Raw genomic sequence first — 13,877 nt, forward strand, 5'->3', positions numbered from 1 at the left:
CGGCGGCTTTCCAGCGATGGTACTGGTTACAAGCCGCAACTGAGCAAGCCAGCACCCGAGTCGGGCGGCTTGAAGCGTGCGGCAGAGCACTGCGGGGTGTGACTTTCTTCGCCGCCAAAGCGGTGCAAAGCCGATAATTAACCCTGGAATCGGTACTCCTCCAGCAGCCGGCGACCGATGATCATTTTCTGGATCTCGGCGGTACCCTCGCCGATCAGCAGCATCGGTGCTTCGCGGTAGAGGCGCTCGATCTCGTACTCCTTGGAGAAGCCGTAACCGCCGTGGATCCGGAAGGCGTCCTCGACGACTTCCTTGCAGTACTCGGAGGCGAGGTACTTCGCCATCCCTGCCTCCAGGTCGTTTCGTTCCCCGGAGTCCTTTTTGCGTGCCGCGTTGACCATCATGGCATGGGCGGCCTCGACTTTGGTAGCCATCTCGGCCAGCTTGAACTGGATGGCCTGGTGCTGGGCGATGGGCCGGCCGAAAGTATGACGCTGCTGGGCATACGAGACGCCCAGCTCGAAGGCGCGCAGTGCGACGCCGCAACCACGCGCCGCGACATTCACCCGGCCCACCTCCACCCCGTCCATCATTTGGTAAAACCCTCGGCCGGTGGTCCCGCCGAGGACCCGATTGGCCGGAATGCGTACTCCGTCCATGATCAGCTCGGTGGTGTCGACCCCCTTGTACCCCATCTTGTCGATCTTCCCGGGGACGGTGAGCCCCGGCAGCACCTCACCGAAGCCGGGCTCCTTCTCCACCAGGAACGTCGTCATCGACCGGTGCGGAGGCGTCGACTCCGGGTGGCCCTCGTCCGTCCGGCACAACACCGCGACCAGATTCGACGTGCCGCCGTTGGTCAGCCACATCTTCTGGCCGTTCAGCACGTACGTGTCCCCGTCCCTGACCCCCTTCGAGGTGATCGCGGAGACATCGGAGCCCAGCCCCGGCTCCGACATCGAGAACGCGCCACGCACCGCGCCCTCGGCCATCCGGGGCAGGAACGTGTCCTTCTGCTCCTGGGTGCCGTGCTGCTTGAGCAGGTACGCCACGATGAAGTGCGTGTTGATGATGCCCGACACGGACATCCACCCCCGGGCGATCTCCTCCACGCAGAGCGCGTAGGTGAGCAGCGACTCGCCGAGACCGCCGTACTCCTCCGGGATCATCAGCCCGAACAGCCCGAGTTCCCGCAGGCCCTCGACGATCCGGGTGGGGTATTCGTCGCGGTGCTCCAGTTCGGTGGCGACCGGAAGGATCTCCTTGTCGACGAAGTCCCGCACGGTGGCCAGGATCTCCCGCTGGACCTCGGTCAGATCGGCGGTCTGGGCGAGTCGGCTCATGGGGTCACTTCTCCTGCGGCTCGGGGCGGCCGGGCTGTTCGCCGCCGCGTTCCTTCACATATGTGGCGGTCGGCACCATCACCTTGCGGCGGAAGACGCAGACGACCGTGCCGTCCTGCTTGTAGCCCTTGGTCTCCACATACACGACGCCCCGGTCGCTCCGGGACCGCGACGGTGTCCTGTCCAGCACCAGCGTCTCGCCGTACAGCGTGTCGCCGTGGAAGGTGGGCGCCACGTGGCGCAGCGACTCCACCTCCAGATTGGCGATGGCCTTGCCCGACACGTCCGGCACCGACATGCCCAGCAGCAGCGAGTAGACGTAATTGCCCACGACGACGTTCTTCCCGAAGTCCGTCGTGTTCTCCGCGTAATTGCTGTCCAGATGCAGCGGATGGTGGTTCATGGTGAGCAGGCAGAACAGATGGTCGTCGTACTCCGTGACCGTCTTGCCCGGCCAGTGCTTGTAGACCGCGCCGACCTCGAACTCCTCGAAGGTGCGTCCGAACCGCATCGCTCAGCCCTCCGGCGCTTCGAAGCTGGTGGTACGCCGCATCCCCGCGGCCCGGCCCTTGCCCGAGACCACCAGCGCCATCTTCCGGCTGGCCTCGTCGATCATCTCGTCGCCGAGCATCGCCGAGCCCTTCGCGCCGCCCGCCGCCGAGGTGTGCCACTCGTACGCGTCCAGGATCAGCTCGGCGTGGTCGTAGTCCTCCTGCGAGGGCGAGAAGATCTCGTTGGACGCCTCGATCTGCCCCGGGTGCAGCACCCACTTGCCGTCGTAACCGAGCGCCGCCGCCCGGCGCGCCACCTCGCGGTACCCGTCCACATCGCGGATCTGAAGGTACGGGCCGTCGATCGCCTGGAGATCATGGGTACGAGCGGCCATCAGAATGCGCATCAGAATGTAGTGATAGGCGTCCGCGCCATAGCCGGGCGGCTGTTCCCCGACCACCAGCGTCTTCATGCTGATCGACGCCATGAAGTCGGCGGGGCCGAAGACGATCGTCTCCAGACGCGGGGAGGCGGCGGCGATCTCGTCGACGTTCACCAGCCCTTTGGCGTTCTCGATCTGCGCCTCGATGCCGATCCGGCCGACCTCGAACCCCATCGTCCGCTCGATCTGGGTGAGCAGCAGATCCAGGGCGATGATCTGCTGCGCGTCCTGCACCTTCGGCAGCATCAGGCAGTCGAGGTTCTGCCCCGCGCCCTCCACGACCGTGATGACGTCGCGGTACGTCCAGTGTGTCGTCCAGTCGTTGACGCGTACGACGCGCGTCTTGCCCGTCCAGTCGCCCTTGTTGAGCGCGTCGACGATGGTGTGCCGCGCGCCCTCCTTGGCGAGCGGCGCGCACGCGTCCTCCAGGTCGAGGAAGACCTGGTCGGCCGGGAGCCCCTGGGCCTTCTCCAGGAAGCGCGGGTTGGAGCCCGGTACGGCGAGACAGGAGCGGCGCGGACGCGGCCGGTTCCCGGCGGGGCTCTCGGGGGTGGCGGGCGCGGTCATGAGGAGACCTCCAGGGGGTCGAGTTTGTTCGCTGTGCGGATCTCGTCGACGATACGGCCGATGATCTCCGTGATCCCGAAGTCCTTCGGGGTGAAGACGGCGGCCACTCCGGCCGCCCGCAGCGCCTCGGCGTCGGCGCCGGGGATGATCCCGCCGAGGACGACCGGCAGATCGCCCGCGCCGGCCTGGCGCAGCCGTCCGAGCACATCGGGCACGAGCGCGGCGTGCGAGCCCGACAGGATCGACAGGCCCACACAGTGCACGTCCTCGGCGAGCGCGGCCTCGACGATCTGCTCGGGCGTCAGCCTGATGCCCTGGTAGACCACCTCGAAGCCGGCGTCCCTGGCGCGTACGGCGATCTGCTCGGCCCCGTTGGAGTGCCCGTCCAGACCGGGCTTGCCGACCAGCAGCCGCAGCCGCCCCGAGCCCAGCTCCGCCGCGGTCCTGGCCACCTTCTCCCGTACGGCGGCGAGCGGCGTGCCCGGCTCGGCGGTCACCGCGACCGGCGCCCCGCCCACGCCCGTGGGCGCGCGGAACTCGCCGAACACGTCACGCAGCGCCCAGGACCACTCGCCGGTCGTCACCCCGGCGCGGGCGCACTCCACGGTCGCCTCCATCAGATTGGCGGTGGAGGCGGCGGCCTTCTTGAGGGCGGTCAGCGCGTCGGTGGCGCGGGTCTCGTCCCGCGCGTCCCGCCAGGCGCCCAGCGCCGCCACGACCCGGGCCTCGTTCGCCGGGTCGACCGTCATGATCGCCGTGTCGAGATCGGCGGTGAGCGGGCTGGGTTCGGTGGACTCGTAGCAGTTGACGCCGACGATCCGCTCCTCGCCGGACTCGATCCGCGCCCGGCGCTCCGCGTGCGCGGACACCAGCCGCGACTTGAGATAGCCGGACTCGACGGCCGCCAGCACACCGCCCATCTCCTCGATCCGGCCGATCTCCGCCAGGGCCCCCTCGGTCAGCTCCGCGACCCTGGCCTCGACGACATGCGAGCCCTCGAAGAGGTCCGGGTACTCCAGCAGATCGCTCTCGTGCGCCAGCACCTGCTGGATACGGAGCGACCACTGCTGGTCCCAGGGGCGCGGCAGCCCCAGCGCCTCGTTCCAGGCGGGAAGCTGGACGGCGCGGGCGCGGGCGTCCTTGGAGAGCGTCACGGCCAGCATCTCCAGGACGATTCGCTGCACGTTGTTCTCCGGCTGGGCCTCGGTCAGCCCCAGCGAGTTGACCTGGACGCCGTAGCGGAAGCGGCGCCGCGCGGCGTCCTCGATGCCGTACCGCTCCCGGGTGATCCGGTCCCAGATACGGGAGAAGGCCCGCATCTTGCACATCTCCTCGACGAAGCGCACGCCCGCGTTGACGAAGAAGGAGATCCGTCCGACGACGTCCCCCCGGCGCTCCTCGGGGATCCGGCCGGAGGCGAAGACCGCGTCGAGCACGGCGATCGCGGTGGACATGGCGTACGCGATCTCCTGGACGGGGGTCGCCCCCGCCTCCTGGAGGTGGTAGCTGCAGATGTTGATGGGGTTCCACCTCGGCAGGTGGTTCACCGTGTACGTGATCATGTCCGTGGTCAGCCGCAGACTGGGCACGGGCGGGAAGACATACGTCCCGCGCGACAGGTACTCCTTGACGATGTCGTTCTGCGTGGTGCCCTGGAGCTTGGCGGGATCCGCGCCCTGCTCCTCCGCGACCACCTGGTAGAGCGCCAGCAGCCACATGGCCGTGGCGTTGATGGTCATGGAGGTGTTGGTGCGCTCCAGGGGGATGTCCTGGAAGAGCCGGCGCATGTCGCCGAGGTGGGAGACCGGCACCCCGACCCGGCCGACCTCGCCGCGGGCGAGGAGGTGGTCCGGGTCGTAGCCGGTCTGGGTCGGCAGGTCGAAGGCGACGGACAGGCCGGTCTGGCCCTTGGCGAGATTGCGCCGGTACAGCTCGTTGGACGCCTCGGCGGTCGAGTGACCGGCGTACGTCCGCATGAGCCAGGGCCGGTCCTTGTGACGGTCGGTCATATGGAACCCTCAGACAATCAGATGTTCGGGAGTTCGGGTATGCGGGGCCTTCGGGGCTTACGGGGCCTACGGAGCTTGCCGGCGGGTCAGAGGTCTCTGAAGCGGTTGATGGCGTCGAGGTGACGGGCCCGCAGCTCTTCGTCGCGCACGCCCAGCCCCTCGCGCGGGGCCAGCGCCAGCACGCCGACCTTGCCCTGGTGCCGGTTGCTGTGCACGTCGTACGCGGCCTGTCCGGTGTCCTCCAGCGCGTACACCTTCGACAGGGTCGGGTGGATCTTCCCCTTGGCGACGAGGCGGTTGGCCTCCCACGCCTCGCGGTAGTTGGCGAAGTGCGAGCCGACGATCCGCTTGAGCGACATCCACAGGTAGCGGTTGTCGTACTCATGGGTGAAGCCGGAGGTGGAGGCGCAGGTGACGATCGTGCCTCCCTTGCGGGTGACGTACACACTGGCGCCGAACGTCTCGCGCCCCGGGTGCTCGAAGACGATGTCCACGTCCTCGCCACCGGTCAGCTCGCGGATGTGCGTGCCGAACCGTTTCCACTCGCGCGGGTCCTGGTGCTGTTCGTCCTTCCAGAACCGGTACTCCCCGGCGGTCCTGTCGATGATCGCCTCGGCGCCCATCCGGCGGCACAACTCGGCCTTGTGGTCGCTGGAGACCACACAGACCGGGTTCGCCCCGCCGGCGAGCGCGAACTGTGTGGCGTACGACCCGAGTCCCCCGCTCGCGCCCCAGATCAGCACGTTGTCCCCCTGCTTCATCCCGGCACCGTTGCGGGAAACGAGCTGGCGGTACGCGGTCGAGTTGACGAGTCCGGGCGCCGCCGCCTCCTCCCAGCTCAGATGCTGAGGCTTGGGCATGAGCTGATTGGACTTCACGAGCGCCAGCTCCGCAAGACCGCCGAAGTTGGTCTCGAAACCCCAGATCCGCTGTTCGGGGTCGAGCATCGTGTCGTTGTGCCCGTCGGACGACTCCAGCTCGACGGAGAGGCAGTGCGCGACGACCTCGTCCCCGGGGTGCCAGGCGTTGACGCCGGGTCCGGTACGCAGGACGACGCCCGCCAGATCGGAGCCGATGACGTGGTACGGCAGGTCGTGCCGCCTGGTGAGGTCGCTGAGCCTGCCGTACCGCTCCAGGAATCCGAAGGTGGGCAGGGGCTCGAAGATCGAGGTCCAGACGGAGTTGTAATTCACCGAACTGGCCATGACGGCCACAAGGGCCTCACCCGGGCCGAGTTCGGGCACCGGCACCTCGTCGAGGTGGAGCGAGGCGCGCGGGTCCTTCTCGCGGGTGGCCAGACCCGCGAACATCTCCGTCTCGTCCTTGTGCACGGTCACGGCGCGGTACGCGCCGGGCAGGGGCAGTGCGGCGAAGTCGGCGGATGTGGCGTCCGGCGACTGGATCGCGTCCAGGATGTCCTTCACGGTGGTGCCTCCGGCGAAGCTGGGATGCGAATGCGAGGGGTCGCTTGCGTGACTGCGGTGGAGGTACGGCGCCGATGCGGCGGGTCTGGCGGGCGCGGCGGTCGGTCCACCGCTGAACGGCGCCGGGTGGGCGCGGAGGTACACATGCCTGTGACGCAGGCGTCCGGGCGCACGGGCGGGATCGCTCGTGGGAACAGCCGGACAACATCAACGTATGGCACCCTGTGACACCTGGCAAGGCACTGGGTGCCAATTTTCTGGCTCAGTTGTCGGGCACGTGGCACGCATGAGCCATACCTACCGCCCGGAGGCCGTTACGTATCACTTCCGGGCGCGGCGGCGCCGGTGCGGGGATGCGGAACCAGGTGCGGGACGGGGCGGGACCAGGTCTCGGGCGTCAGGCGTCCTTGAGCGCCTGCTGGATCGCGCGCATGACCTCGTCCAGGGGCGCGTCCGTGCGCGCCACCGTCACCAGTACGTCCCCGCTGGTGCGGGCGGACGCGGCCGGCGGCTGCGGCGACCGGCCCATGGCCCGGCCCGCGCCGATCCCCGTGCCGAAGGCGGCACGGACGATCGCGAAGGCGTGGTCGAGCTGTCCCTCGACATCGCCTTCCCCGCCGGCCCGCAGCCAGCGGCGCAGCACATGGTTGTGCGCGGTGACGACGGCGGACGCGGCGACCTCGGCGAGCAGCGGGTCGTCATTGCCGTCGGTGTGGTCCCGCTCGTCGAAATGGCCCAGCAGATAGCGGGTGAACAGCCGCTCGTAACGGGCCACCGAGGCGATCTCGCGCTCCCGGAGCGTGGGCACCTCACGGGTCAGCCGGTAGCGCTCCACGGAGACCGCGGGAGAGGCCGCGTACATCCGCATGACCTCCTTGATGCCCCGGCACACCGTGTCGAGCGGGTGCTCGTGGGAGGGCGCGGCGTTCAGCACCGCCTCGGCCCGTACGAGGGTGTCGTCGTGGTCCGGGAAGATCGCTTCTTCCTTGGAGCGGAAGTGCCGGAAGAAGGTGCGGCGCGCGACCCCGGCGGTGGCGGCGATCTCGTCGACCGTCGTCGCCTCGTACCCCTTGGTCGCGAACAGCTCCATGGCCGCCGCGGCCAGTTCGCGGCGCATCTTCAGCCGCTGGGCGGCGGCACGGGTGCCCGCCGCGCTCTCCGGGGCGTCGGACCGGGTGCTCGTACGGGAGGACTTGGCGGGCTGGGACATGAGGTGAACGTACTGCATCTGCGCAGGAGAGCGCGCCCGAGCCCCTGGTCCGCCCGGCCAGGGTCCGCCCGGTCCCGGCCAGGGTCCGCCCGGTCCCCGCCCGGGCGGACCGTCCCGTACGGCGTCGGGGTCAGCGCCGCCCGTACTCACGGAAGCCGCGTCCCGTCTTGCGGCCCAGGCACCCCGCCGCCACCAGATGTTCCAGCAGCGGCGCCGGGGCGAGCCCGGGGTCGCGGAACTCGCGGTGCAGGGCGCGTTCGATGGCGAGCGAGACATCGAGGCCGACCACGTCGAGCAGTTCGAACGGGCCCATCGGATAGCCGCCGCCCAGCTTCATCGCGGCGTCGATGTCGTCGGGCGTCGCGTAGTGCTCCCCGACCATCTTGACCGCGTTGTTCAGATACGGGAAGAGCAGCGCGTTCACGATGAACCCGGCGCGGTCGCCGCAGTCCACCGGGTGTTTGCGGACGGTGGCGGCCACCTCGCGGACGGTGGCATGGGCCTCGTCGCAGGTCAGGACCGTACGGACCACCTCGACCAGCTTCATCGCCGGGGCGGGGTTGAAGAAGTGCATACCGACGACGTCCGCCGGGCGCGAGGTGGCACGGGCGCAGGCCACCACGGGGAGCGAGGAGGTCGTGGTGGCCAGCACCGCGCCGGGCCGGCAGACCTTGTCGAGCGTGGCGAAGAGCCGCCGCTTGACCTCCAGGTCCTCGGCCACCGCCTCCACGGCGAGATCCACCTCGGCGAGCGCGTCGGCGGAACCGGCCGGCACGATCCGCGCGAGGGTGGCGTCCCTGGCCCCGGCGCTGATCCTGCCCCGGTCCACCGAGCGGGCGAGGGAGGCGGCGATCCGCTCCCGGGCCGCCGCGGCCTTCTCCGGGCTCCGGGCGGTGAGGACCACGCCGTACCCCGCCACGGCGAAGACCTCCGCGATCCCGCTCGCCATCGTGCCGGAGCCCACGACGCCGACCGAGGCGACCTGACGGCCGGGGACGGCGCCCGCGGCGGGGGAGGGGGTGAGCGCGTCCGGTACGGGGACGGCGCTGCCCGGCGCCTCGTACGTGTAGAAGCCGCGCCCCGCCTTCCGGCCGGTCAGCCCGGCGTCGACGAGCTGCCGCAGCACTGGCGAGGGGGCGTGCAGCCGGTCGTGGGAGGCCGCGTGCATCGCGTCCAGCACGGTACGGGCGGTGTCGACGCCGATCAGGTCGAGCAGGGCGAGCGGCCCCATCGGCAGCCCGCAGCCCAGCCGCATCGCCGCGTCGATGTCCTCGCGGGAGGCGTACCCGCACTCGTACATCGCGGCGGCCTGGTTGAGATAGCCGAAGAGCAGCCCGTCCGCGACGAAGCCGGGCCGGTCGCCCACCGCGACGGGCTCCTTGCCCAGCTCACGGGCGAGCGCGGTGACGGCCGCGACGGCCCGGTCCGAGGTGAGCACCGAGGAGACCACCTCGACCAGTCTCATCACCGGGGCCGGATGGAAGAAGTGCAGCCCGAGCACGCGCTCGGGGCGGGCCGACTCGGCGGCCAGCCGGGTCACCGAGAGCGCGTTGGTGCCGGTGGCGAGGACGGCGGAGGGCGCCACGATGCCGTCCAGCGCGCGCAGGACCCCCAGCTTGGTCTCGTACGACTCGGGCACCACCTCGATCACCAGACCGGCGTCGGCGGCGGCCCGCAGGTCGGAGAAGGTGCGGAACCGGGCGAGGACGGCCCGCCGCTCCGCCGCGCTGATCCGGCCGCGCCCGACGGCCCGCGCGGTGGACGCCTCCAGGGCCCGGGCCGCCCGGCGGGCGGCGGCGTCGCTGATGTCGATACCGATGACCTCGCGGCCCGCGCGGGCCAGGACCTCGGCGATGCCGGTTCCCATGGTGCCGAGGCCGACGACGGCGATGGTGGGGAGAGGGATGTCCATCAGGGGACTCCAGGGGTGAGTGACGACTCGCTCAGGGGGCGCGCGGGCGCGGGGCGCGACGGGCGCGTGGGCCGGCGTGCGGGCACGCGGCGGAAGCACGGCACGAAGAAGCGTGAGGGAGAGCCGGCGGGCCCTGTTCCGGGGCCGCGCCGTGCCGCGGTGCCGAACCGACAGCACCGCCGATGAGCGCTCACGACGGCTGCGTCACCAGGCCTTCGCGAACGGCGGAGGTCATCCGCTCATCTGAGGTTAACCCACGGGTAACGAGCGCGCCAGGGCTGGGGCGCTGTGCGCTGTGTCACCCGGCCGGCCGTGCGCCCATGAGTGCCAAGAGTGGCCGGTCGGGGCGTGGTTGACGCTGGTGGGCGCCGATATCCTGGCCCCATGGACGAGGACTTCCGCTCGCTCGCCGACCGGACGAAGGACGAGTCCGGGGGTTCCCCCACCTACCAGCGGCTGATCGGCACCGACGACAGGGAAGCGCTGGCCGATGTGCTCGTCGGGCGCGGGCAGCCCCTGTGGGCGCTGGAGATCGCCGCCTTCCGGCTCGGTTGCGCCGGGGACGCGCGGGCCTTCGAGGCGCTGGTGCTGCTCCTCAACCACCGCGACCCGGAGCGGTGCGTCTCCGCCTCGTACGCCCTGGCCCGGCTCGGTGACCCGCGCACCTCCCGGGCCGCCGCCGCGCTCGCCACCAACGGCCTCCGCACGGCCTACGCGCTGCACCCCGTACGGCTGCTCACGGAGTTACGGGCGCCCGAGTCGGTACCGGCGCTGATCACCACCCTGCAACGGCTGCTGTCACCGGACGAGCCGCACTGGCGCGTCGCGCTCGCCTGCGTCGAGGGTCTGGGCCGCCTCGGCGACGACCGCGCCCGCCCCGTCCTGACGGCGGCCAGGGACCACCCACGGCTCACGACGGCGGCCGGCGAGGCGCTCGCCCGCATCCCGGGATAGACCCCGCCCCCGGCGGCTGTACCGGTCACAACAGCGTGAGCTGGGTCGCCCCCGGCTCCGGTGGCGCGGTCGCCGGCGAGGTGCGGATACGGCGTGCCGCGCCCCGGCCGGCCGGGCCGATGCCGAACTCGTGGGCTTTCGGCCGGATTGTCCCAGCGCATGAGTGCCTCCTCGGTAGCACTGGCGCCAGAATAGAACGCTTGTTCCCTTGGTCGCTTCCGACCCGGATTTGGGCGGGCGTGCCGGGGGGTGGTTGGGTGGCCGCACCCCGCTTAAGAACCGAGTGCTGGAGGAAGAGCCATGGCGCAGGTCGAGGCCACGACGGAGCGAATCATCGCGGCGGACCCGGAGGCGGTGTTCGATGCTCTGGCCGACTACGAGAACACCCGCGCGAAGCTCCTTCCGGGGCAGTTCAGCGAGTACGAGGTCCGCGAAGGCGGTGACGGTGAGGGCACCCTCGTCCACTGGAGGCTCCAGGCCACCAGCAAGCGCGTACGCGACTGCCTGCTGGAGGTGACCGAGCCCAGCGACGGCCGCCTGGTGGAGAAGGACCGCAACTCCTCCATGGTCACCACCTGGACCGTCACCCCGGCAGGTGAGGGCCGTTCGAAGGCCGTCGTCTCCACCGTCTGGAACGGCGCCGGCGGCATCGGCGGCTTCTTCGAGCGGACCTTCGCCCCCAAGGGACTCGCCCGCATCTACGACGAGCTGCTGGCCAAGCTCGCCACGGAGACCGAGAAGGGCTGACCCCCTCCGCCCGGCCCGGCACCGGGCCCGCTCGGGCTTTCCCGGGCTCACCGTTTCGAGTGGTCTTCCCCGCGGCGCGGTTGTGCGCCCCCGGCGCACGGCGTCGCGGGAAAGCCCCTGATGAGCGACCCGTTGCCACCTTTTCCCCTCAACTTCCCCCCGTCACACTCCTCTTCGGGGGAGAGCCTCCCGCTTGCTCCTGCTCGGCGGCCAATGCGAAGAATGACGCCGCGCAGGTGTGACGAGGGGAGCGGTACGTGGGTGGGACCACTCTGGTGACGGAAGGCGGACCGGTCGTCGAACACGACGACGGGGCCGCCCGCGGCGGGCCCGGCGACGGGCTCCACGCCCCGTACGGCAGGGCGCCGGACACCCCTGCCCCGGGAACGGGCCCCGTCGCCCCGCTCAGCCCCCGCCGGATCCGCCTGGTCTTCCTCGGGCTGATGCTCGCCCTGCTGCTGGCCTCGCTGGAACAGATGATCGTGGCCACCGCGCTGCCGAAGATCGTCGGCGAACTCCAGGGCCTGGACCGGATGTCCTGGGCGATCACCGCCTATCTGCTCACCGCCACGATCGGCCTGCCCGTCTACGGAAAGCTCGGCGACCTCCTCGGCCGCAAGGGTGTCTTCCAGTTCGCGATCGTCGTCTTCGTCATCGGCTCCGCGCTGGCCGGCTGGTCCCGCACGATGAACGAGCTCATCGCCTTCCGCGCCCTCCAGGGGGCCGGCGCCGGCGGACTCATGATCGGCGTCCAGGCGATCATCGCGGACATCGTCCCGCCCCGGCAGCGCGCCCGGTACATGGGGCTCATCGGCGCGGCCTTCGGACTCGCCTCCGTCGCCGGGCCACTGCTCGGCGGCTTCTTCACCGACCACGCCTCCTGGCGCTGGTGCTTCTACTTCAACGTGCCCTTCGGCCTGGTCACCCTCGCCGTCGTCACCGCGGTCCTCGAACTCCCCAAACCCGCCGCCCGCGCCCGGCTGGACGTCCTGGGCACGCTGCTCCTGGCCGCCGCGTCCACCTGCCTGGTGCTGCTGACCAGTTGGGGCGGTACGGAGTACGCGTGGGGCTCCCGCGTCATCCTCGGCCTCGTCGCGGGCGCCGCGGTGACCACGCTGCTCTTCCTGGTGGCCGAGCGGTTCGCCGTGGAACCCCTCATCCCGCCGCGCCTCTTCCGCGACTCCGTCTTCAACGTCACCGGACTGCTGGGCGCGATCGCCGGCGTGGCGCTGTTCGGCGCCGCCAGCTATCTGCCGACCTTCCTCCAGATGGTCGACGGGGCCAGCGCCACCGAGTCCGGGCTGCTGATGCTGCCCCTGATGGGCGGCATCGTCTGCTCCTCCGTCGTCGCGGGGCAGCTCGTCAGCCGTACGGGGCGCTACAAGATCTACCCGGTGCTCGGCTCCGCGCTCGCGGTGGTCGGCATGTGGCTGCTGTCCCGGCTGGGGGCCGACACCTCCCGCTTCGCCTGCGGGGTGGCGCAGGCCGTCCTCGGGCTCGGGGTCGGCCTGGTGATGCCGGTGCTGGTGCTGGCCGTGCAGAACTCCGTACGCCCCGCCGACCTCGGCACCGCCACCAGCGCCAACAACTACTTCCGGCAGATCGGCGGCAGCGTGGGCGCCGCCGTCTTCGGCACGCTCTTCGCGGGCCGCCTCGCCGGGGCGCTGGCCGACCGCGTCCCGCCCGGGGCCGGCCTGCCGAGCGCCGAGTCCATCACCCCGCAGATGGTCCACGCCCTGCCGCCCGCGCTCCGTGACGGCTACGTCCAGGCGTACGCGGACGCCATGCCTCGGATCTTCCTCTACCTCGTGCCGGTGCTCGCGCTCGGCCTGTTGACCGCCTTCTTCCTCAAGGAGAAACCGCTGGTGTCCCAGAACGCCTCCGCCGCCGAGCCCACCGCCGCCGAGCCGGCCGCGGTCCCCCTGCCCCGCGTGGCCCGGCCCGCCGCCGGGGCGCCGGGGGCGCCCGTGGCGTACGGCCCGGCGACGCCCGCCGCGTACGTCCCCGGTGTGGCCGTCTGCGGCACCGTCCAGCACCCCGACGGCTCCACCGTGCCCCGCGCCGCGCTCACCCTCATCGACGTCCAGGGGCACCAGATCGGGCGGGGCGCGAGCGGCGCCGACGGGCGGTACGCGCTGAGCGTGCCCGGGGCCGGCTCGTACGTGATGATCGCGGCGGCCGGCGGACACCAGCCGCAGGCCGTCACCGTGACCGTCGGCGAACGCCCGGTCGAGCTGGACGTGGTGCTCGGCGGCGCGGGGCGTCTGGCGGGCTCCGTGGTCACCGCGGACGGCACCCCCGTACGGGACGCCGCGGTGACCCTCACGGACGTCCACGGGGACGTCGTGGCGACCACCCGCAGCGGGCGCGAGGGCAGTTATGTGATCTCGGAGCTGGTGGCGGGCGAGTACACCCTGGCCGCGAGCGCCCCCGCCTTCCGGCCCGCCGCGCTCCCCGTCACGGTGCAGGCGGCGCGGGAGACCCGGCAGGACATCGAGCTGGCCGGCGGGGCGGTGCTGCGGGGGACCGTACGGGCCGGGGGCGGCCGTGCCGTCGAGGACGCCAGGGTCACCCTGCTCGACGCGGCGGGCAATGTGGTGGACACCCTCACCACCGGCGCCGACGGCACCTTCCGCTTCGTCGATCTCTCCTCCGGCGAGTACACGGTCATCGCCGCGGGCTACCCTCCGGTCGCCACCGTGCTCCGGATGGCGGGCGGCGGACGCACCGAACGCGATCTCCAATTGGGCCACGAGGACTGACCGGAATTCAGCGGA

10 protein-coding genes are annotated in these 13,877 nt (G+C 71.2%); 3 read left to right on the forward strand and 7 right to left on the reverse strand.

Annotated features, from left to right (window positions below):
• Nucleotides 1-137: 137 nt before the first annotated feature.
• The 7 genes from ACIQ7D_RS01420 to ACIQ7D_RS01450 all read right to left on the reverse strand — a co-directional run bounded on the left by ACIQ7D_RS01420 (nucleotide 138) and on the right by ACIQ7D_RS01450 (nucleotide 9,399).
• Nucleotides 138-1,343, reverse strand: a complete 1,206-nt coding sequence (locus tag ACIQ7D_RS01420) for an acyl-CoA dehydrogenase family protein (protein WP_403932168.1) — start codon at nucleotides 1,341-1,343, stop codon at nucleotides 138-140.
• Between the two features lie 4 nt (nucleotides 1,344-1,347).
• Nucleotides 1,348-1,854, reverse strand: coding sequence for a MaoC family dehydratase (locus ACIQ7D_RS01425; RefSeq protein ID WP_403932170.1), 507 nt, complete (start codon nucleotides 1,852-1,854; stop codon nucleotides 1,348-1,350).
• 3 nt (nucleotides 1,855-1,857) lie between these two features.
• Nucleotides 1,858-2,844, reverse strand: coding sequence for an HpcH/HpaI aldolase/citrate lyase family protein (locus ACIQ7D_RS01430; RefSeq protein ID WP_403932173.1), 987 nt, complete (start codon nucleotides 2,842-2,844; stop codon nucleotides 1,858-1,860).
• Entirely contained in the window at nucleotides 2,841-4,853 is a 2,013-nt protein-coding gene (locus ACIQ7D_RS01435) for a protein meaA (RefSeq protein ID WP_403932176.1), read from the reverse strand. Before ACIQ7D_RS01435 ends, ACIQ7D_RS01430 begins: the two co-directional genes overlap by 4 nt.
• Nucleotides 4,854-4,939: 86 nt before the next feature.
• Nucleotides 4,940-6,277: a crotonyl-CoA carboxylase/reductase gene (ccrA, locus tag ACIQ7D_RS01440; RefSeq protein WP_403932178.1), complete on the reverse strand. Its 1,338-nt coding sequence runs from the start codon at nucleotides 6,275-6,277 to the stop codon at nucleotides 4,940-4,942.
• A 397-nt stretch (nucleotides 6,278-6,674) separates the two neighbouring features.
• Nucleotides 6,675-7,487, reverse strand: a complete 813-nt coding sequence (locus tag ACIQ7D_RS01445) for a TetR family transcriptional regulator (protein ID WP_403932181.1) — start codon at nucleotides 7,485-7,487, stop codon at nucleotides 6,675-6,677.
• A gap of 130 nt (nucleotides 7,488-7,617) precedes the next feature.
• Nucleotides 7,618-9,399, reverse strand: a complete 1,782-nt coding sequence (locus tag ACIQ7D_RS01450) for a 3-hydroxyacyl-CoA dehydrogenase family protein (protein ID WP_403932183.1) — start codon at nucleotides 9,397-9,399, stop codon at nucleotides 7,618-7,620.
• A gap of 384 nt (nucleotides 9,400-9,783) precedes the next feature.
• Between ACIQ7D_RS01450 and ACIQ7D_RS01455 the strand changes: the two genes are divergently transcribed.
• The 3 genes from ACIQ7D_RS01455 (at nucleotide 9,784) to ACIQ7D_RS01465 (ending at nucleotide 13,862) form a co-directional block, all read left to right on the forward strand.
• On the forward strand, nucleotides 9,784-10,353 hold the full coding sequence (locus ACIQ7D_RS01455; protein ID WP_403932185.1) for an adenylosuccinate lyase: 570 nt from the start codon (nucleotides 9,784-9,786) through the stop codon (nucleotides 10,351-10,353).
• A gap of 300 nt (nucleotides 10,354-10,653) precedes the next feature.
• The gene (locus tag ACIQ7D_RS01460; RefSeq protein ID WP_403932187.1) at nucleotides 10,654-11,100 is read left to right on the forward strand and encodes an SRPBCC family protein; all 447 of its coding nucleotides are present in this window, start codon (nucleotides 10,654-10,656) and stop codon (nucleotides 11,098-11,100) included.
• Between the two features lie 257 nt (nucleotides 11,101-11,357).
• Nucleotides 11,358-13,862, forward strand: a complete 2,505-nt coding sequence (locus tag ACIQ7D_RS01465) for an MFS transporter (protein WP_403932190.1) — start codon at nucleotides 11,358-11,360, stop codon at nucleotides 13,860-13,862.
• The last annotated feature ends 15 nt before the right edge of the window (nucleotides 13,863-13,877 follow it).

Origin of the sequence: Streptomyces sp. NPDC096310, from assembly GCF_044763125.1 — a bacterium.
Classification (GTDB): Bacteria; Actinomycetota; Actinomycetes; order Streptomycetales; family Streptomycetaceae; genus Streptomyces.

What these genes read in the sequence shown, in the direction of transcription:
- ACIQ7D_RS01420 (WP_403932168.1), bottom strand. Translation starts at nt 1,343, where the DNA reads ATGAGCCGACTCGCCCAGACCGCCGATCTGACCGAGGTCCAGCGGGAG.
- ACIQ7D_RS01425 (WP_403932170.1), bottom strand. Translation starts at nt 1,854, where the DNA reads ATGCGGTTCGGACGCACCTTCGAGGAGTTCGAGGTCGGCGCGGTCTAC.
- ACIQ7D_RS01430 (WP_403932173.1), bottom strand. Translation starts at nt 2,844, where the DNA reads ATGACCGCGCCCGCCACCCCCGAGAGCCCCGCCGGGAACCGGCCGCGT.
- ACIQ7D_RS01435 (WP_403932176.1), bottom strand. Translation starts at nt 4,853, where the DNA reads ATGACCGACCGTCACAAGGACCGGCCCTGGCTCATGCGGACGTACGCC.
- ACIQ7D_RS01445 (WP_403932181.1), bottom strand. Translation starts at nt 7,487, where the DNA reads ATGTCCCAGCCCGCCAAGTCCTCCCGTACGAGCACCCGGTCCGACGCC.
- ACIQ7D_RS01450 (WP_403932183.1), bottom strand. Translation starts at nt 9,399, where the DNA reads ATGGACATCCCTCTCCCCACCATCGCCGTCGTCGGCCTCGGCACCATG.
- ACIQ7D_RS01455 (WP_403932185.1), top strand. Translation starts at nt 9,784, where the DNA reads ATGGACGAGGACTTCCGCTCGCTCGCCGACCGGACGAAGGACGAGTCC.
- ACIQ7D_RS01460 (WP_403932187.1), top strand. Translation starts at nt 10,654, where the DNA reads ATGGCGCAGGTCGAGGCCACGACGGAGCGAATCATCGCGGCGGACCCG.